Raw genomic sequence first — 17,303 nt, forward strand, 5'->3', positions numbered from 1 at the left:
AACATGCGGAAAAAGTTGTTCCTCTTCACATTTTTTGTACAACCGACATGCCCGTGTAGCTCACAAATATGACAGTGGCGTGAATTTTGCGCATTGACGGCAGTTATGATTCGCGGTATTGCTTAACTGTGATTGCACATTTAGTAATCACTGTTTTCTTTTCCACCAGAAACCAGTATGAGGGAAACGAGGCATGAAGAGACAAAAACGAGATCGCCTGGAACGGGCACATCAACGTGGTTATCAGGCCGGCATCGCCGGACGCTCAAAAGAAATGTGTCCCTATCAGACGCTGAATCAAAGGTCACAATGGCTGGGAGGCTGGCGAGAAGCCATGGCGGACAGGGTAGTAATGGCCTGATTCTGTCTCTTTAAAAAGAAACCTCCGCAATGCGGAGGTTTCGCCTTTTTATACTCTGTCTGATTTCAATCAGAAGGCAGACGTATCCTGGAACAGACCGACTTTCAGGTCGCTGGCGGTGTAAATCAGACGACCATCAACCAGCACTTCGCCATCTGCCAGACCCATAATCAGACGACGATTAACAATGCGTTTAAAGTGAATACGGTAGGTCACTTTTTTTGCTGTCGGCAGAACCTGACCAGTGAATTTCACTTCGCCAACACCCAGTGCGCGGCCTTTACCTTCGCCGCCCAGCCAGCCGAGGTAGAACCCTACCAGCTGCCACATTGCGTCCAGGCCCAGGCATCCCGGCATAACCGGATCGCCAATGAAGTGGCATCCGAAGAACCACAGATCCGGATTGATATCCAGTTCTGCTTCAACATACCCTTTGTCGAAGTTCCCCCCCGTTTCGGTCATTTTGACGACACGGTCCATCATCAGCATGTTCGGTGCTGGCAATTGCGGGCCTTTAGCGCCAAACAGTTCACCGCGACCAGAGGCAAGAAGGTCTTCTTTTGTATAGGATTCGCGTTTATCTACCATGTTCTCTGTAAGCCTTATTCTATTGAAGCACGCAGGATAGCTAACACGTGTACGCTGAACAAGTCCGATCAGTTCGGAATAAACCAGTTCAGCCAACGTAATGGCCATGGAAAACGGTGACGTCCTTCCTGTTGCGATGCTTGCGCGATACGTTCCTGGATGGTTTGCATCAGCGTCGTTTGGCCTTCGCCATCCCACACCAGATTTAATAATAACGGCAGTGCTTCAGTCACATCGTCTACTGCCCAGATGGTGAATTTGCCTTCCTCTACTGCTTTCACCAGTTCACTGTGAAGACTTAAATGGCGAACGTTAGCAGTGGGGATAATGACACCTTGTTTCCCCGTTAACTCACGTTGCTGGCAAATAGCAAAGAAGCCTTCGATTTTCTCATTTAAACCACCGACTGGCTGGGCGCGACCGAATTGATCGACTGAACCTGTGATAGCAATACTCTGATTCACCGGCACATCGGCGAGGGCGCTTATCAGGGCGCAGAGTTCAGCCATTGAGGCACTATCGCCATCCACTTCGCTATATGACTGCTCAAATGTCAGCGATGCTGAGAAGGGGATCTGTTGCTCAAGCTGAAGTTCCGACATCAGGAACGCCTGCATGATCATCATCCCTTTCGCATGGATATTGCCGCCAAGCTCCGCTTTGCGTTCGATGTCAGTGAATTCACCATCGCCAATATGTACAACGCAGCTAATGCGAGAAGGTTCGCCAAAAGCGCGCGGATGACCCGGAAATTCAATGACCGAAAGGGCGTTAATTTGCCCGATGCGTTCGCCTTCGGTTTCAATCAGGATTTGCTCCTGAAGGATCTCATCCTGCATGCGTTCAGCGAGGAAACCTTCGCGCCATTCACGCTGCTGTAACATTAAGTTTAGCTGCTCGCCGGAGAAGGTGTCGCCATCACACAGTGAGGCGACCTCTTTACACTGGCGGAGGATCCACTGCGGGCTAAGCGGCAGTGTTTCTTGTTCACCGGTGTAGCGTGCGGCTTCGCGAATAAGTACCGGCCAGGCATCCGCTCCCGGTGCAGGTAAGTGGTTATGTCTGGCGGTAAATGTCACCCAACGACACCACTGGTTTACTGACTCCGCATCGACAATCTGCAGAGTATCTTCAAATTCGCTATAAATAGCCTGCTCAGCAAGCTCTGGCTCCATCTCCTGGAAATCAGCTAATGATTCGCGTTCGCCTACCAGAATGACTTTCAGCTTCAATGGCATCGAAGGCACAGAGACGGGGAGAGGGCGCGACTCGTCAAACGCAACCCAGTCAAAACGCTCGCGGTTAACGATATTTTTCAGCCGCATCCACAGCAGAGGTTGCGCCAGCAGTGTACGCAAAGAGATGATGAGAATACCGCCATTTGCCTGATGCACCAGACCTGGCTGCAGGGTAATGTCTCCATTAAACTGGCGCAGGCAGCCAAAGAGTTGTTCCGCTTCTACCCAGTCGGCAGTGACAACTTGCGTTAAAGTTGCAAAATTATCATCTGCACTCACTGCGTTACGTAAGCGGATGGTGTGGCCGGAAACCTCATAGTGACCGCCCACCAGTTGGCCTGCATCGCTTTGTAGCGCACGCGCGGCATCGGCAATAAGATTCAGATACTCAGACTCTTCCGGGGCCTTCGCCAGCATAAAAGAGGAGGATGCTCGCGTATGCAGCAACTGCTCCAGCGCAAATTGCAGTCGCGGTTGAGTATCACTGAATATAGGATCGTTTTCGTCAATCAAATGTGGCTGAGCATATATTTCCTGATAGCTATCGGTATCAGGAACCAGGTCACGCCATGCAAGTTTCGTAATGGTCAAAGTTGATGTTTTTTAGTCTGTTGTCAAAGCCGCGATTATACCGTAACCGGCACTGCAGCACACGTAGAAAGCACCGACAATACTCCTGGCATGGGCGTTAAAGCTCACAGGATGGAGATTCTTTTCTTCACTGGCCTAAAAAGCTGATATTCTGTAAAGAGTTACACGGTAACATTGAGATCGCTATGAAATATCAACAACTTGAAAATCTTGAAAGCGGTTGGAAATGGAAGTATCTGGTGAAGAAGCACCGCGAAGGGGAGTTAATCACCCGTTACATAGAAGCCAGTGCCGCCCAGGAAGCCGTCGATGTGTTGCTCTCGCTGGAAAATGAACCCGTGCTGGTAAATGGCTGGATTGACAAGCATATGAATCCAGAGCTGGTCAATCGCATGAAGCAGACCATTCGGGCCAGACGAAAGCGCCATTTTAATGCGGAACACCAGCATACGCGCAAAAAATCGATCGATCTGGAATTTATTGTCTGGCAACGTCTGGCTGGTCTTGCGCAGCGTCGCGGTAAAACACTTTCTGAAACGATTGTTCAGCTGATTGAAGATGCGGAAAACAAAGAGAAATACGCGAATAAAATGTCTTCTTTGAAGCATGATCTGCAGGCATTGCTGGGTAAGGAATAACTGACGAAGTCAGTTCAATTTACTAAAGGCGAAAAAAAACCCCGCAGCTGCGGGGTTTTTCTACCAGACGAGAACTTAAGCCTGCGGCTGAGTTACAACGTCTTTGATGCCTTTAACTTCGATCTCTACGCGACGATCCGGAGCCAGGCAGTCGATCAGCGCAGCACGCTGTTTCACGTTGTCACAGGTGTTGCCAGTAACCGGGTTGGATTCACCCATACCACGTGCAGAGATTTTGTCTGCCGGGATACCTTTAGAGATCAGGTAATCAACAACGGACTGAGCACGACGCTCGGACAGACCCTGGTTGTAAGCGTCAGAACCGATGCGGTCAGTGTAACCCAGAACAACTACGGAACCATCTTTCGGATCCAGGTTGCTCAGCTGGCTGTACAGCTGATCCAGAGCAGCCTGACCTTCCGGTTTCAGGGTTGCTTTGTTGAAGTTGAACAGAACGTCAGACTTCAGAGTGAAGTGCTTGGTCTGTACTTCCGGTGCCGGAGCTGGTGCCGGAGCAACTACTGGAGCTGCTTCGCCCTGACCGAAACGGTAGGAAACACCCAGGCTCAGCAGGCCGTTGTCCGGACGAGTACCGATGGTGTGTGCGTCACCGATGTTGTTAGTCCACTGGTATTCCAGACGGGTAGCGATTTCAGGAGTGATCGCGTACTCAACACCGCCAGCGAAGACCGGAGAAACGCCGGTGTCGTGGTCTTTAGTGGATGCGCCACCAGGTACGTTAGACTTGGTGTCTGCACGCCATACCATACCACCCAGACGAGTGTAAACGTCCAGATCGTCAGTGATTGGGTAACCCAGTTTAGCGGTCAGCTGAACGCCCTGAGCTTTGTATGCGCCGTTGATGTTGTCGCCTTTGTACGGCATACGACCTAACCAGTCGTAACCCATTTCAAAGCCAACATACGGGTTAACCTGGTAACCACCAAAAGCACCTGCACCCAGTTGGTTTTCGTGGGTCGGACCATTGTTGTCGATGAAACCAGTGTCATGGTACTGGGACCAGCCCAGTTTAGCACCAGTGTACCAGGTGTTATCTTTCGGAGCGGCCTGCGCTACGGTAGCGAAACCAGCCAGTGCCACTGCAATCGCGATAGCTGTCTTTTTCATTTTTTGCGCCTCGTTATCATCCAAAATACGCCATGAATATCTCCAACGAGATAACACGGTTAAATCCTTCACCGGGGGATCTGCTCAATATTAACTCTACCGATATCTTCGGCTTATGCCGAGCACCCCTGGCGATGTAAAGTCTACAACGTAGTTGAAAACTTACAAGTGTGAACTCCGTCAGGCATATGAAAAAAAAGTCTTGTATAAGGTATGTTTAATCTTTTTTGTCAGCGGCAATTTACAGAGGAAAATCGCGGAAACCGCTTCAGACAAGACTTCGCAAGGAATATTAGTCACGACTGAAAGCATTGGCTGGGCGACAAAAAAAGTTCCAGGATTACTCCTAAATTTACTTAATGATACAAATTAGAGTGAATTTTTAGCCCGGAAAGTTGTCTCGTTGCGTGAGAGGATGCGCTTACCGGACGCATAATAAACCCCATAGCGTTACCTTCATTTGCCGCATCAACAAGTTCAGCATGCTCTTCTTCAGTCAAATCATCTGCCAACCAACCGATCACCACACTGTAATTGCCCGTGCGTAAAGCGCGAACCATTGACTCCACAGTGTGGCAAGGGGAGAGCTGGCTAATCTGCATCACTTTCGTTAAGGGTAGCCCAGATGCCTGAACCCATTCCCGACTCAGTTTTTGTTGCGGTGTTAACCATAGTTGCCAGCGCGATTGCTGACCGAGTTGCTGTAACAATGGCAACAGTAGAAGTTGCGTCATCATGGGCTGATCTTCGCGATAGACAACTTCACTGATAAGCCCGGCTGTAGTGTTTTCCGTAGAGACACGCGCAATTTTACTTGCTGCGGATGAGAACGACGAAGAACGATGTGCATAGCCTGAAGTGTACATAATCAATCCAGCCCCTGTGAGTTACTGTATGGATGTACAGTACATCCAGTGACGACAAAGATCAACCCTATTTTCGGAAAGAGCCTCGCAAATTTTGTCGTTAGTGACGGGAAAACATAAATTAATCTTGCCCCTTAAGAATAAGTTGCCTATTTTCGTAGTTAACGGATCCGTTAATGTGAATCATTCTTTTATGTTATGATTTTAAAAGGAATTTTATGAAAAGCCTCTCCTATAAGCGGATCTATAAATCACAAGAATACCTGGCAACGTTGGGCACAATTGAATACCGATTAGACTGGCCCCCTGAATCTCCAGACAACCAGTATCACTTAAATAAGTGATAGTCTTAATACTAGTTTTTAGACTAGTCATTGGAGAACAGATGATTGATGTCTTAGGGCCGGAGAAACGCAGACGGCGTACCACACAGGAAAAGATCGCAATTGTTCAGCAGAGCTTTGAACCGGGGATGACGGTCTCCCTCGTTGCCCGGCAACATGGTGTAGCAGCCAGCCAGTTATTTCTCTGGCGTAAGCAATACCAGGAAGGAAGTCTTACTGCTGTCGCCGCCGGAGAACAGGTTGTTCCTGCCTCTGAACTTGCTGCCGCCATGAAGCAGATTAAAGAACTCCAGCGCCTGCTCGGCAAGAAAACGATGGAAAATGAACTCCTCAAAGAAGCCGTTGAATATGGACGGGCAAAAAAGTGGATAGCGCACGCGCCCTTATTGCCCGGGGATGGGGAGTAAGCTTAGTCAGCCGTTGTCTCCGGGTGTCGCGTGCGCAGTTGCACGTCATTCTCAGACGAACCGATGACTGGATGGATGGCCGCCGCAGTCGTCACACTGATGATACGGATGTGCTTCTCCGTATACACCATGTTATCGGAGAGCTGCCCACGTATGGTTATCGTCGGGTATGGGCGCTGCTTCGCAGACAGGCAGAACTTGATGGTATGCCTGCGATCAATGCCAAACGTGTTTACCGGATCATGCGCCAGAATGCGCTGTTGCTTGAGCGAAAACCTGCTGTACCGCCATCGAAACGGGCACATACAGGCAGAGTGGCCGTGAAAGAAAGCAATCAGCGATGGTGCTCTGACGGGTTCGAGTTCTGCTGTGATAACGGAGAGAGACTGCGTGTCACGTTCGCGCTGGACTGCTGTGATCGTGAGGCACTGCACTGGGCGGTCACTACCGGCGGCTTCAACAGTGAAACAGTACAGGACGTCATGCTGGGAGCGGTGGAACGCCGCTTCGGCAACGATCTTCCGTCGTCTCCAGTGGAGTGGCTGACGGATAATGGTTCATGCTACCGGGCTAATGAAACACGCCAGTTCGCCCGGATGTTGGGACTTGAACCGAAGAACACGGCGGTGCGGAGTCCGGAGAGTAACGGAATAGCAGAGAGCTTCGTGAAAACGATAAAGCGTGACTACATCAGTATCATGCCCAAACCAGACGGGTTAACGGCAGCAAAGAACCTTGCAGAGGCGTTCGAGCATTATAACGAATGGCATCCGCATAGTGCGCTGGGTTATCGCTCGCCACGGGAATATCTGCGGCAGCAGGCTTGTAATGGGTTAAGTGATAACAGATGTCTGGAAATATAGGGGCAAATCCACAATTGAATACCGATCATTGTTTGGTAGTTACAGCCTGACCGTTGACGACACGGTGTTTGCGATGGTTTCTGATGGTGAGTTGTATCTTCGGGCTTGTGAGCAAAGTGCACAGTACTGTGTAAAACATCCGCCTGTCTGGCTGACATATAAAAAGTGTGGCCGATCCGTTACCCTCAATTACTATCGGGTTGATGAAAGTCTATGGCGAAATCAACTGAAGCTGGTGCGTCTGTCGAAATATTCTCTCGATGCAGCGCTGAAAGAGAAAAGCACGCGCAATACCCGGGAAAGACTGAAAGATTTGCCTAATATGTCTTTTCATCTGGAAGCGATACTCGGGGAGGTGGGGATTAAGGATGTACGGGCGTTACGTATACTTGGGGCAAAAATGTGTTGGTTGCGACTGCGGCAGCAAAACAGTCTGGTGACAGAAAAGATTCTGTTTATGCTGGAAGGGGCCATTATCGGCATTCATGAAGCTGCGCTCCCGGTGGCACGCCGCCAGGAGCTTGCAGAATGGGCTGACTCTCTTACGCCGAAACAGGAGTTTCCTGCGGAACTTGAGTAATCTGGCGTTGCAGACGACCAATCTCTGGCAGTAATGCAATCAATAACCCGACTTGTTGTACGACCAGAGGTTCTTTGCTGTCTGCCCGTGGTTCAAGTTGCTGCATCCGTTGTTTCAGGTCAGCTAATGCCTGATTGACGCGTTCTTCATCAGCAGGTTGATGATGTAGCGCGTCATCAACATAGCAAACTGCGTCATCAAGAAACGCCAGAATTTCAGGATTAGTTAACTGCTCCCGGTGAGCACCGAGGGCTGAGATATAGCTGGTAAACGTATGGTTAAGGCACAGCAACCGAAACGCGGCCTCGCGAATTTGCGGGGTAACGTTCGGCTCGCTGGACATATTTGATACCACCGACGCCAGTTCAGCATCACGGTTGTGTGCATCGCGGCGGGCAATACGATACGCCAGACGGTTATCACGTCCCTGATGGTATTGCTCCAGTATGGCATCGAGATAGCGACAGTTGGCCTCGGTGGCACGTTCGAGCATGCGCGGCAGATTGCGAAACTTCCAGTCAGGCCAGATGTAGCTCACCGCCGCCCACGCAATGGCACAACCAATCAGCGTATCGATTACGCGAGGTAACGCCACTTCAAAACCTTCACCCAGCAAGTTAAAACAAAGTAGCACCAAAAGTGTGATGAACATCGTTGCATGGGCATATTGCACGTTACGGAAGGCAAAAAAGAGCACGCCGGTAATAACCAGCAGCACCAGCTGCCCTTCCAGTGACGGCACAAACCACAGCACAGGAATGCCAATGGCGATACCTACCAGCGTACCAATAATCCTTAACTTCAGGCGGTGGCGCGTGGCGTTATAGTTTGGCTGGCAGACAAACAAACTTGTCAGCAAGATCCAATACCCGTGATGCATTCCGGTTATCTGAATGATGGCGTAGCCGAAGCACAACACCAGCGACATTCTTACCGCATGACGGAAGAGGGCGGATTCCGGTGTGAAGTGACGGCTAAGACGCAGCCAGATATCACTCAATCCGTGCGGGCTGTCATCAGCGAGCTCATTTTCGTCATTATTATGGGGCAGTGCCTGGGCCTGTTCTGATTCAATTGTTGCCAGTTGGGCATCAATAGCGCGTAAATTGTTCAGCAAAAATCCCAGTGTTTTGAGTAAATCGGCAGGCGCGCCGTTATCGCGCATCCGCTCCAGTGCAGCATCAATATGCGTAAAAGCGCGCTCAAAATGCGGATCATGTTGATAAGGCTGACGCAGCAAAATACAGCGTGACAGTTGCTGGCACGCCTGGCCCTGCATCGACATCAGTCGCTGAAAACGGAACAGCACGTCGCTGTGGCGAAAATGTTCACGCAATGTTTGATACTGAATATGAGAAGAGCTGGCACGCTCGTGAATATCCTGCGCGACAAAGTAATAATGCAGCGTGCGACGCGTTCCCCGTTGACCACGATCGCCACGTAAGCGGGTCAGCAGCGAGAGTTTCGTCTGATTCAATGTCGCCATCAGCTGACCGTTGGCGAGAGCCAAATCGTACAGCGGTGCCTGGCTTTCATCTTCAATATCAGGATCAAACATGCGTGACTTGAGCTCAAGGTAACGCGCCAGTTGTTCATAGCAACGCGCCAGGTTGTCCTGCAGCGGGCGGACCGGGAACAGTAGATGACCAATAAGTGTCAGGACGTTGTACCAGACGGCACCGGCCAGCAGATACATCGGCTGCTGATACCAGTGCTCATACAGTGACGTCCCCAACATAGTGTAAATGGCGATCAGTAACGCACCGAAGGCAATTGTTGCATAGCGTTGACCCAGACCGCCAAGCAAAATGAAGCCGCTGGTAGAGAGCGTTAAGCCAATCGCAAACAGCCAGGGCCGGGGAAACAGCAATTCTACTGAGGCCGAGGCGATAAAAAAGCAGAACAGCGTAATGATGAGGTTACGCAAACGCCCCGCCAGTCGGTCATCGAGATCGGTCAGCGCCGCTGCCACCATCCCCAGCGTCAGCGGAATCGTCAGCTTTACATCACCCAGCCACCACGGAAACGCTGTGGTTCCACAAAGCGCAATAAAAATACGCGCGTAATACAGCCAGGCGCTGTTCCAGGTATAGCGTTTGAGCAAAGGACTTAGCATAAAGGCCATATTAGTGGATTATTCAAAACGACGACGTGCATTGGCTTCACGCGCAGCTTGCGCTGTTTCTACCGATACCACGCGACGACCGACCGGCCATAGTGCAATAGCGGCAATTTTAAAGTTCGCAATGCCGACAGGAATGCCAATGATGGAAATACATTGTGCGATGCCCGTTGCAATGTGCATCAGGCATAACCACCAGCCAAAGAAAATCAGCCAGAAAATATTCAATACCGTACCGCCAGTATTCAGCAGCACATTTTTGCCTGCCGGGTTCAGTTCATCGACATGAATAGCTTCATTGCCATAAGGCACCAGAGACAGTTTAGTGATCTCCCAGCAGGATCGTGTCAGCGGTAAGGTAAAAATTAGCACAATACTGACCAGAGTCGCCAACAGCCAGCCCAGAGTGGTGGCAAATCCGCCAAGCACAAAGTTCAGAATGTTCAAAACGGTACGCATAAAACCTCGCTTTACTGTGGTTTTCAGTAATGGGCGGCAATTGTAACGTTTTTTTGGGCTGGAGCACGTTTTCTCTGACGGTTACACTGATAAGAAATCATTTCGTGTGGATCTACAGAGTCATGGAACTGAAAGCGACAACGCTTGGAAAACGTCTGGCACAGCACCCTTACGATCGGGCGGTGATCCTCAATGCCGGGATTAAAGTCTCCGGCGATCGCCACGAATACCTTATTCCTTTCAATCAATTACTGGCAATTCACTGTAAGCGCGGTCTGGTATGGGGCGAGCTAGAATTTGTACTGCCGGACGAAAAAGTGGTGCGTCTGCACGGCACCGAATGGGGCGAGACGCAGCGTTTTTACCATCATCTTGATGCTCACTGGCGGCGGTGGAGTGCGGAGATGAGCGAAATTGCGGCTGGTGTTTTACGCCAGCAACTGGATTTGATTGCCACGCGTACCGGAGAAAATAAATGGCTGACGCGTGAGCAAACCTCTGGCGTGCAGCAACAAATCCGCCAGGCTTTGTCGGCGTTGCCGTTGCCGGTTAACCGACTGGAAGAATTCGATAACTGCCGTGAGGCGTGGCGTAAATGTCAGGCCTGGTTGAAAGATATTGAAGGCGCACGGTTGCAGCATAATCAGGCGTATACCGAAGCTATGCTTACCGAGTATGCGGATTTTTTCCGCCAGGTCGAATCTTCACCGCTGAATCCGGCGCAGGCCCGGGCAGTCGTTAATGGCGAGCATTCTCTGTTAGTGCTGGCAGGTGCAGGAAGCGGAAAAACGTCGGTGCTGGTGGCCCGTGCAGGCTGGTTGCTGGCGCGTGGTGAAGCGTCCCCTGAGCAAATTTTATTGCTGGCGTTTGGTCGCAAAGCCGCTGAAGAGATGGACGAGCGTATCCGAGAACGACTACATACCGAAGACATTACCGCACGCACATTTCATGCGCTGGCGCTGCATATTATTCAGCAGGGCAGCAAAAAAGTGCCGACAGTCAGCAAACTAGAAAATGATACCGCTGCCCGTCATGAACTCTTTATTGCTGAGTGGCGTAAGCAATGCAGCGAAAAGAAAGCGCAGGCGAAGGGCTGGCGGCAATGGCTGACGGAAGAAATGCAGTGGTCAGTGCCAGAAGGTAACTTCTGGGATGATGAGAAATTACAGCGTCGTCTTGCTTCTCGCCTCGATCGCTGGGTAAGTCTGATGCGAATGCACGGCGGTGCACAGGCAGAAATGATTGCCAATGCACCTGAAGAGATTCGCGACTTGTTCAGTAAACGTATCAAGTTGATGGCCCCGTTATTAAAAGCCTGGAAAGGTGCGCTGAAGGCAGAAAACGCTGTCGATTTTTCCGGCCTTATTCACCAGGCGATTGTGATTCTGGAGAAAGGTCGCTTTATCAGCCCGTGGAAGCATATTCTGGTTGATGAATTTCAGGATATCTCGCCGCAGCGTGCAGCGTTGTTAGCGGCATTACGCAAGCAAAACAGTCAAACGACGTTGTTCGCCGTTGGCGATGACTGGCAGGCGATTTACCGTTTCAGCGGTGCGCAAATGTCGCTCACCACCGCTTTCCATGAAAACTTTGGTGAAGGCGATCGCTGTGATTTAGACACGACTTACCGTTTTAACAGTCGTATCGGTGAGGTGGCAAACCGTTTTATTCAGCAGAACCCTGGCCAGCTGAAAAAGCCGCTAAACAGCTTAACCAATGGAGACAAAAAAGCCGTCACGTTATTGGATGAGAGTCAACTTGATGCTTTGCTGGATAAGCTCTCTGGTTATGTCAAACCGGAAGAGCGCATTCTGATCCTGGCGCGTTACCATCACATGAGGCCTGCCAGCCTGGAAAAAGCGGCAACACGCTGGCCGAAGTTGCAAATCGATTTTATGACCATTCATGCCAGCAAAGGGCAACAGGCGGATTACGTCATCATCGTTGGCTTGCAGGAGGGGAGTGATGGTTTTCCGGCTGCGGCGCGGGAGTCGATTATGGAAGAGGCGCTACTACCCCCGGTTGAGGATTTTCCGGACGCTGAAGAACGGCGGTTAATGTACGTGGCGCTGACCCGGGCACGCCATCGGGTATGGGCATTGTTTAACAAAGAGAATCCCTCTCCCTTTGTCGAAATACTGAAAAATCTGGATGTGCCGGTGGCGAGAAAACCGTAGGAAACAGGTGGCGTTTGCCACCTGTGTAATATTACTTCAGACGGTCCGCGAGATAACGCTGATAATCGGGGATCAGAATATCGACCGCGTCGTTGAAATGCGGTGACTGGATAATGAAGTCTGCCGTTGCCACGTTGGTGGCAACCGGAATGTTCCATACCGTCGCCAGACGCAGCAAGGCTTTCACGTCAGGATCGTGCGGCACGGCATTTAGTGGGTCCCAGAAGAAAATCAATACATCAATTTTACCTTCTGAGATCAATGCGCCAACCTGCTGGTCCCCCCCCATTGGGCCACTCAACATCGCGTTGACGTTCATGCCGGTCGCGCGGGAAATTAAGTTACCGGTAGTGCCTGTTGCATACAGTACGTGTTGTTCCAGTAACGGTTGATGCCGTTCCACCCAGCTCATCAGCATTTGTTTGCAGTGATCGTGTGCCACCAGCGCAATATGTTTCCGCGCAGGTAAAGTACGTGTCGTCAGTTCCATAATGTACATCCGTAGTTAACTTTCCTACAGATTACTGTAAGCACTTATCGCTGCAAGAGAAAGACCGAAAAAGCCTGCGCACAGGCACAAAAATCTCAGGAAGATGGTTGTTTTTCCGCCCATTGCAGAAAAGTATTTCGCGTTTGTGGGTCAGCCAGTTTAAACCAATACTTCAGCCGTTGTTCTGTGAGCACCTGAGACTGCGGTGGAATAGCATCCAGCTCGGAAACACCCGAAAGCAGCGTACTGTCATCTGCCATCATCGTGGCAAATTGCGGTAGTGAAGCGCGTTTCGCGGATTTGTTATAACGTTCAACCTCAACCTCATAATCAATCGTTTTTGCCGTTGAGGTAATGGCGAGAATATCCAGCTTTACCGGAATCGGCGTCGCATCGCCATCCAACAATTCAAGGCGCGGCGCGGCATCAAAATGGTTAGCTTCCCGCTCATTCTCCAGGCGAGGCAGGCGAAAATTGACCTGGTTGATGAGCTGGGTATTAAAACTGACCACTAGTGGTGGGGAGATATACAGCCGTTCTTCACTATTGGAAAGATGAATCGTCTTCTCAACGCGAAACACTAACTGATGTGGTCCATTATCCAGTTCAATGCTGTCCGCACCGCGCAGCAGAGAGCTGGAAACCTTCTTGCCGTCGAGTACCAGAAGATCGACATCGGTTGAAAGCCGCAGCGTGGTGGCAAAAACGGATACCGGCAAACATAATACAATCAAGGTGGTCACGATGCCGGTTTTCATAGGTAGCTCCTGTCAAAAGACCGCCCGAATAATAATGTGTCAAAATTTTTCTTTAATCATACTTACTAACATATAGACATAATTCCCGCTTTTGCTCTCATTCATTCGTATTAGCTGCATGGTTGGCATGTCGGCTTTGTCGTACACTTTGTTAAACAGTCTGGAGGAAATAATGAAAGAAACCGATATTGCAGGCATTTTAACGTCCACTCACACCATTGCGCTGGTGGGGGCAAGCGACAAACCCGATCGTCCCAGCTATCGCGTGATGAAATATCTACTCGACCAGGGGTATCACGTCATTCCGGTTTCACCAAAAGTTGCCGGCAAAACGCTGCTGGGCCAGCAGGGGTATGGCACGCTGGCAGAAGTTCCGGAAAAAGTCGATATGGTCGATGTTTTCCGTAATTCAGAAGCGGCGTGGGGCGTGGCGCAGGAAGCGATCGCCATTGGCGCGAAAACCCTCTGGATGCAACTGGGGGTGATTAATGAGCAAGCGGCAGTACTGGCACGGGATGCCGGGTTAAATGTGGTGATGGATCGCTGCCCGGCTATTGAGATCCCTCGCCTGGGCCTGGCCAAATAAAAAATCCCCGGAAGGCCAAAACCTTCCGGGGATTTGTCAGGGATTAGTTACGCAGACGCGGGGCCTGAAGTTGTTTGCGGATGGTCTGCGCCAGCTCATCCATGGATGGCTGTTCAGGATGTTCATCCTGCAATTCGCTACTTAGCTGGGCTTCAGCCAGGTAGGTATGAACCGGTAGGCCGTTATCGTCCTCCATCACCACGTGATACCACGGAGCGGCGCGAAGCTCGTCATTCACCGCCAGCTCATCAGGCGACGGTTCAGAGAGCGAATAAACCGGGTCGATATCCACGACCACTCCGAGATAACCTAACAGGGAATGGCGGACCTGCTGGCCGATACCGAATTTGCTGGCAATCATAGTCACCTCCCGGGAAATCTTTACCTTTGATATAAGGGTAAAATTCCACATTTCAAGTTACATGACGCGACAGGCAAACCCTTTCAGATATAGCCCTTCCGGGTAGGTAGCGATCACCGGATGATCGGCTGCCTGACGGAACTGCTCTATAAATTGTACATCACGACCGGCATCAATTGCGGCATCCGCGATGATTTTCTGAAATAAATCGCTGGTCATCAGACCGGAACAGGAGAAAGTCAGGAGAACTCCGCCTTCATTCAGCAACTGAATTGCCAGCATGTTGATGTCTTTATAGCCACGACACGCGCCCATCAACTGGCTTTTATTCTCAACAAACTTCGGCGGGTCCATCACGATAACGTCAAATTTTTCACCGCGATCGCGATAAGTACGCAGCAATTTAAAGACATCATCACGGACAAACTCAGCCTTGCTCAGATCCAGTTTGTTCAGCTCAACATTCTGCCGTGCAATATCCAGCGCTTCCTGGGAGGTATCAACGCTGACAACCTGGCTGCAACCGCCCATCAATGCCGATACGGCGAAACCACCGGTATAGGAAAAACAGTTCAGTACGCGTTTATTTTCAACGTAGCGGCGGGTAGCCAGGCGGCTATCACGCTGGTCCAGGTAGTAACCCGTTTTGTGCCCGTGCTGAATGTCCACCAGCAGTTTCATGCCGTGTTCTTCAATCGGCAGCAGGGCAGGCGGTAGCTCTCCGGTAACGGGGCCCTGGGTCAGTTCCATCCCTTCTTTTTTACGTACCGCAACGTCGCTGCGATCGTAAATTGCACATTCCGGGTACAGCGTTTGCAGGGCACTAATTAATGCTGCGCGCTGATATTCTGCCCCAGCACTCAGCAGTTGCAGTACCAGAAAATTACCGAAACGATCGATAGTAATACCCGGCAGGCCATCAGATTCTCCGGCGATTAAACGATAGCTGTCGAGGCCATCTTTTTGCGCCAGCCAGTCACGCCATTTTTGTGCTTGTTGCAAACGGCGGGTAAAAAAAGCAATGTCAATGGATTCAGAGGGGTCAAACGTCCAGACGCGCGCCCGGATTTGCGAAGCTGGCGAATAAGCGCCGCGTGCTAACCATTTTCCCTGATGATCAACAATATCGATGGTTTCACCGAGGTTGGCTTTACCTTCCATGCGGGCAACGGCCCCGGAAAAGACCCACGGATGGCGACGAAGTAATGATTTTTCGCGCCCTTTGGCTAACACTAAACGTACACTCATAATTTACTTTTCTGTCGATGCAAAGAAATGGGCGTCATTGTCCGGAGTTTTCCATGGATTTGCAACGCGTCCATTAAGGATAAGGAGAGCAGCAATGTCGAAAGTCTGCATAATTGCCTGGGTTTACGGGCGAGTTCAGGGCGTAGGATTTCGCTATACCACGCAGTACGAAGCGAAAAAACTCGGGTTAAGCGGCTACGCCAAAAATCTTGACGATGGCAGCGTGGAAGTGGTTGCCTGCGGTGAAGAAGGGCAGGTGGAAAAATTAATGCAGTGGTTAAAGAGTGGCGGCCCGCGTTCTGCACGTGTGGAACGGGTGCTCAGCGAGCCGCATCATCCCTCGGGGGAATTAACCGATTTTCGTATTCGTTAGATACATTTTACCGGTTTTGGCAGGCCAGCAATTTTGGTGGCTTGCTTAGCCGGACCTTTCGGAAACAGTCGGTATAGATAGCGGCTGTTACCTTTTTCTTCGCCAAATTTATTCGCCATCGCTTTTACCAGCATACGAATCGCCGGAGAAGTATTGAATTCCAGATAGAAATCACGCACAAAACGCACCACTTCCCAGTGTTCTGGTGACAGCGTAATCCCTTCGTTCTCTGCAATCACCACTGCCAGCGGCTCACTCCACTGGCTGCTTTCTTTGAGATAGCCTTCGGTATCCGTTTCTATCTCTTTACCTTCGAAGATCAGCATAATTATTACTACCTTAATCAGACTGGCGGCAGTGTAACAAAAAACAAAGCCCCGCATAAAGCGAGGCTATGAAAGTGTTAGCGGGTGAGATTAATCGCGGCTGGCGAAGCCCAGAATGCTCAGCAGGCTGACGAAGATGTTGTACAGCGAAACATACAGGCTAACCGTGGCACGAATATAGTTCGTTTCACCGCCATGAATGATGTTGCTGGTTTCAAACAAGATAGCGCCAGAGGAGATCAGAATGAAGACCGCGCTGATCGCCAGATGCAGGGCAGGCAGCTGCAGGAAGATATTAGCAACCATACCAATCAGCACCACCACAATACCCGCCATCAGCATACCGCCAAGGAACGACATATCTTTGCGGGTGGTCAGCACATACGCAGAGCAGCAGAAGAACACTAACGCCGTTCCGCCCAGTGCCATAGCGATTACGTCACCCATTCCGGCAGACAGATAGGTATTCAGAATTGGTCCGAGGATATAACCCAGAAAACCGGTAAAGGCGAATGCGGAGATAATCCCGGTCGGCTTATTCGCTGTTTTATAGGTCAGGAACATCAAACCATACATACCCACCAGCGTCAGAATCAGACCCGGAGATGGCAGCATCAGCACCGTACTGGCAGTTGCGGTAATCGCCGAAAAGGCCAGCGTCAGGCTCAGCAGAAAATAGGTATTACGCAGCACCTTATGGGTGCTAAGCAGCGATGTACGGTCATGTGAAGAACTAACAATACGATCCATTGAGTCACTCTCTATGACAGATGTAATTAATTAAGCAGCATAATGATAA

Annotated in this window: 19 protein-coding genes and 1 pseudogene; 8 read left to right on the plus strand and 12 right to left on the minus strand. The window is 50.5% G+C overall.

Features of this window, described 5'->3' with window-relative positions; genetic code table 11:
- The first annotated feature begins 193 nt into the window (after positions 1–193).
- A complete protein-coding gene (gene rmf / locus QUF14_RS05570; RefSeq protein WP_000828648.1) occupies positions 194–361 on the plus strand; it encodes a ribosome modulation factor in 168 nt (55 codons plus the stop codon).
- Positions 362–430: 69 nt separating this feature from the next.
- On the opposite strand, the gene fabA is transcribed toward rmf, so the two are convergent.
- Together fabA and QUF14_RS05580 are read right to left on the minus strand one after the other, a co-directional pair.
- Positions 431–949: a bifunctional 3-hydroxydecanoyl-ACP dehydratase/trans-2-decenoyl-ACP isomerase gene (gene fabA / locus QUF14_RS05575; protein WP_000227927.1), complete on the minus strand. Its 519-nt coding sequence runs from the start codon at positions 947–949 to the stop codon at positions 431–433.
- A gap of 68 nt (positions 950–1,017) precedes the next feature.
- Positions 1,018–2,778, minus strand: a complete 1,761-nt coding sequence (locus QUF14_RS05580; RefSeq protein WP_000156536.1) for an AAA family ATPase — start codon at positions 2,776–2,778, stop codon at positions 1,018–1,020.
- Positions 2,779–2,963: 185 nt separating this feature from the next.
- On the opposite strand from QUF14_RS05580, the gene matP reads away from it, so the two are divergent.
- The gene (gene matP, locus QUF14_RS05585; RefSeq protein ID WP_000877158.1) at positions 2,964–3,416 is read left to right on the plus strand and encodes a macrodomain Ter protein MatP; all 453 of its coding nucleotides are present in this window, start codon (positions 2,964–2,966) and stop codon (positions 3,414–3,416) included.
- Between the two features lie 75 nt (positions 3,417–3,491).
- On the opposite strand, the gene ompA is transcribed toward matP, so the two are convergent.
- Together ompA and sulA are read right to left on the minus strand one after the other, a co-directional pair.
- Positions 3,492–4,544, minus strand: coding sequence for a porin OmpA (gene ompA / locus QUF14_RS05590; protein ID WP_024211980.1), 1,053 nt, complete (start codon positions 4,542–4,544; stop codon positions 3,492–3,494).
- Positions 4,545–4,900: 356 nt separating this feature from the next.
- The gene (gene sulA, locus QUF14_RS05595) at positions 4,901–5,410 is read right to left on the minus strand and encodes an SOS-induced cell division inhibitor SulA (RefSeq protein WP_000288710.1); all 510 of its coding nucleotides are present in this window, start codon (positions 5,408–5,410) and stop codon (positions 4,901–4,903) included.
- Positions 5,411–5,628: 218 nt separating this feature from the next.
- Here sulA and QUF14_RS05600 point away from each other — a divergent pair.
- From QUF14_RS05600 to sxy, 3 genes and pseudogenes are all read left to right on the plus strand, one after another.
- Positions 5,629–5,703, plus strand: a pseudogene (locus QUF14_RS05600) (Crp/Fnr family transcriptional regulator); the annotation flags it as partial.
- Positions 5,704–5,795: 92 nt separating this feature from the next.
- Positions 5,796–7,024, plus strand: a protein-coding gene (locus QUF14_RS05605) for an IS3-like element IS2 family transposase (RefSeq protein ID WP_097494069.1) whose coding sequence is annotated in 2 segments (ribosomal slippage) — positions 5,796–6,111 and positions 6,111–7,024 — 1,230 coding nt in all. Because the reading frame shifts where the segments join, the coding sequence is not laid out codon by codon here.
- Positions 6,999–7,604 carry a CRP-S regulon transcriptional coactivator Sxy gene (sxy, locus tag QUF14_RS05610; RefSeq protein ID WP_286333461.1) on the plus strand — a complete coding sequence of 202 codons (606 nt, stop codon included), beginning with the start codon at positions 6,999–7,001 and terminating at the stop codon, positions 7,602–7,604. Before QUF14_RS05605 ends, sxy begins: the two co-directional genes overlap by 26 nt.
- On the opposite strand, the gene yccS is transcribed toward sxy, so the two are convergent.
- Both yccS and QUF14_RS05620 read right to left on the minus strand, forming a co-directional pair.
- On the minus strand, positions 7,567–9,729 hold the full coding sequence (yccS, locus tag QUF14_RS05615; protein WP_000875012.1) for a YccS family putative transporter: 2,163 nt from the start codon (positions 9,727–9,729) through the stop codon (positions 7,567–7,569). The two genes, sxy and yccS, sit on opposite strands and share 38 nt — an antisense overlap.
- Positions 9,730–9,738: 9 nt before the next feature.
- The gene (locus tag QUF14_RS05620) at positions 9,739–10,185 is read right to left on the minus strand and encodes a YccF domain-containing protein (RefSeq protein ID WP_001261235.1); all 447 of its coding nucleotides are present in this window, start codon (positions 10,183–10,185) and stop codon (positions 9,739–9,741) included.
- A 122-nt stretch (positions 10,186–10,307) separates the two neighbouring features.
- Here QUF14_RS05620 and helD point away from each other — a divergent pair, with 122 nt between their 5' ends.
- The gene (gene helD / locus QUF14_RS05625; protein ID WP_024211982.1) at positions 10,308–12,362 is read left to right on the plus strand and encodes a DNA helicase IV; all 2,055 of its coding nucleotides are present in this window, start codon (positions 10,308–10,310) and stop codon (positions 12,360–12,362) included.
- 31 nt (positions 12,363–12,393) lie between these two features.
- On the opposite strand, the gene mgsA is transcribed toward helD, so the two are convergent.
- Positions 12,394–12,852, minus strand: coding sequence for a methylglyoxal synthase (gene mgsA / locus QUF14_RS05630; protein WP_000424181.1), 459 nt, complete (start codon positions 12,850–12,852; stop codon positions 12,394–12,396).
- Positions 12,853–12,947: 95 nt separating this feature from the next.
- Positions 12,948–13,610, minus strand: coding sequence for a DUF2057 family protein (locus QUF14_RS05635; RefSeq protein WP_000847795.1), 663 nt, complete (start codon positions 13,608–13,610; stop codon positions 12,948–12,950).
- A gap of 172 nt (positions 13,611–13,782) precedes the next feature.
- On the opposite strand from QUF14_RS05635, the gene QUF14_RS05640 reads away from it, so the two are divergent.
- Positions 13,783–14,196 (plus strand): CoA-binding protein, encoded by a 414-nt coding sequence (locus QUF14_RS05640; RefSeq protein ID WP_000665218.1) that lies wholly within the window; start codon positions 13,783–13,785, stop codon positions 14,194–14,196.
- Between the two features lie 43 nt (positions 14,197–14,239).
- Here QUF14_RS05640 and hspQ read toward each other — a convergent pair whose 3' ends face one another.
- Positions 14,240–14,557, minus strand: a complete 318-nt coding sequence (hspQ, locus tag QUF14_RS05645; RefSeq protein ID WP_001295356.1) for a heat shock protein HspQ — start codon at positions 14,555–14,557, stop codon at positions 14,240–14,242.
- Between the two features lie 57 nt (positions 14,558–14,614).
- The gene (gene rlmI, locus QUF14_RS05650; RefSeq protein WP_000116275.1) at positions 14,615–15,805 is read right to left on the minus strand and encodes a 23S rRNA (cytosine(1962)-C(5))-methyltransferase RlmI; all 1,191 of its coding nucleotides are present in this window, start codon (positions 15,803–15,805) and stop codon (positions 14,615–14,617) included.
- A gap of 94 nt (positions 15,806–15,899) precedes the next feature.
- Here rlmI and yccX point away from each other — a divergent pair, with 94 nt between their 5' ends.
- On the plus strand, positions 15,900–16,178 hold the full coding sequence (gene yccX, locus QUF14_RS05655) for an acylphosphatase (RefSeq protein WP_000048228.1): 279 nt from the start codon (positions 15,900–15,902) through the stop codon (positions 16,176–16,178).
- Here the strand turns inward: yccX and tusE are convergent.
- Positions 16,175–16,504: a sulfurtransferase TusE gene (tusE, locus tag QUF14_RS05660; RefSeq protein WP_000904443.1), complete on the minus strand. Its 330-nt coding sequence runs from the start codon at positions 16,502–16,504 to the stop codon at positions 16,175–16,177. The two genes, yccX and tusE, sit on opposite strands and share 4 nt — an antisense overlap.
- A 90-nt stretch (positions 16,505–16,594) precedes the next feature.
- Positions 16,595–17,254: an FtsH protease modulator YccA gene (gene yccA, locus QUF14_RS05665; protein ID WP_000375136.1), complete on the minus strand. Its 660-nt coding sequence runs from the start codon at positions 17,252–17,254 to the stop codon at positions 16,595–16,597.
- Positions 17,255–17,303 lie beyond the last annotated feature (49 nt).

The organism is Escherichia sp. HH091_1A, assembly GCF_030295175.1.
Taxonomy (GTDB): Bacteria; Pseudomonadota; Gammaproteobacteria; order Enterobacterales; family Enterobacteriaceae; genus Escherichia; species Escherichia coli_F.

Coding starts and splice junctions, on each gene's coding strand:
- mgsA (WP_000424181.1), bottom strand. CDS start 12,852: ATGGAACTGACGACACGTACTTTACCTGCGCGGAAACATATTGCGCTG.
- rlmI (WP_000116275.1), bottom strand. CDS start 15,805: ATGAGTGTACGTTTAGTGTTAGCCAAAGGGCGCGAAAAATCATTACTT.
- yccS (WP_000875012.1), bottom strand. CDS start 9,729: ATGGCCTTTATGCTAAGTCCTTTGCTCAAACGCTATACCTGGAACAGC.
- fabA (WP_000227927.1), bottom strand. CDS start 949: ATGGTAGATAAACGCGAATCCTATACAAAAGAAGACCTTCTTGCCTCT.
- yccA (WP_000375136.1), bottom strand. CDS start 17,254: ATGGATCGTATTGTTAGTTCTTCACATGACCGTACATCGCTGCTTAGC.
- matP (WP_000877158.1), top strand. CDS start 2,964: ATGAAATATCAACAACTTGAAAATCTTGAAAGCGGTTGGAAATGGAAG.
- helD (WP_024211982.1), top strand. CDS start 10,308: ATGGAACTGAAAGCGACAACGCTTGGAAAACGTCTGGCACAGCACCCT.
- tusE (WP_000904443.1), bottom strand. CDS start 16,504: ATGCTGATCTTCGAAGGTAAAGAGATAGAAACGGATACCGAAGGCTAT.
- QUF14_RS05620 (WP_001261235.1), bottom strand. CDS start 10,185: ATGCGTACCGTTTTGAACATTCTGAACTTTGTGCTTGGCGGATTTGCC.
- QUF14_RS05640 (WP_000665218.1), top strand. CDS start 13,783: ATGAAAGAAACCGATATTGCAGGCATTTTAACGTCCACTCACACCATT.
- sulA (WP_000288710.1), bottom strand. CDS start 5,410: ATGTACACTTCAGGCTATGCACATCGTTCTTCGTCGTTCTCATCCGCA.
- ompA (WP_024211980.1), bottom strand. CDS start 4,544: ATGAAAAAGACAGCTATCGCGATTGCAGTGGCACTGGCTGGTTTCGCT.
- hspQ (WP_001295356.1), bottom strand. CDS start 14,557: ATGATTGCCAGCAAATTCGGTATCGGCCAGCAGGTCCGCCATTCCCTG.
- yccX (WP_000048228.1), top strand. CDS start 15,900: ATGTCGAAAGTCTGCATAATTGCCTGGGTTTACGGGCGAGTTCAGGGC.
- QUF14_RS05635 (WP_000847795.1), bottom strand. CDS start 13,610: ATGAAAACCGGCATCGTGACCACCTTGATTGTATTATGTTTGCCGGTA.
- rmf (WP_000828648.1), top strand. CDS start 194: ATGAAGAGACAAAAACGAGATCGCCTGGAACGGGCACATCAACGTGGT.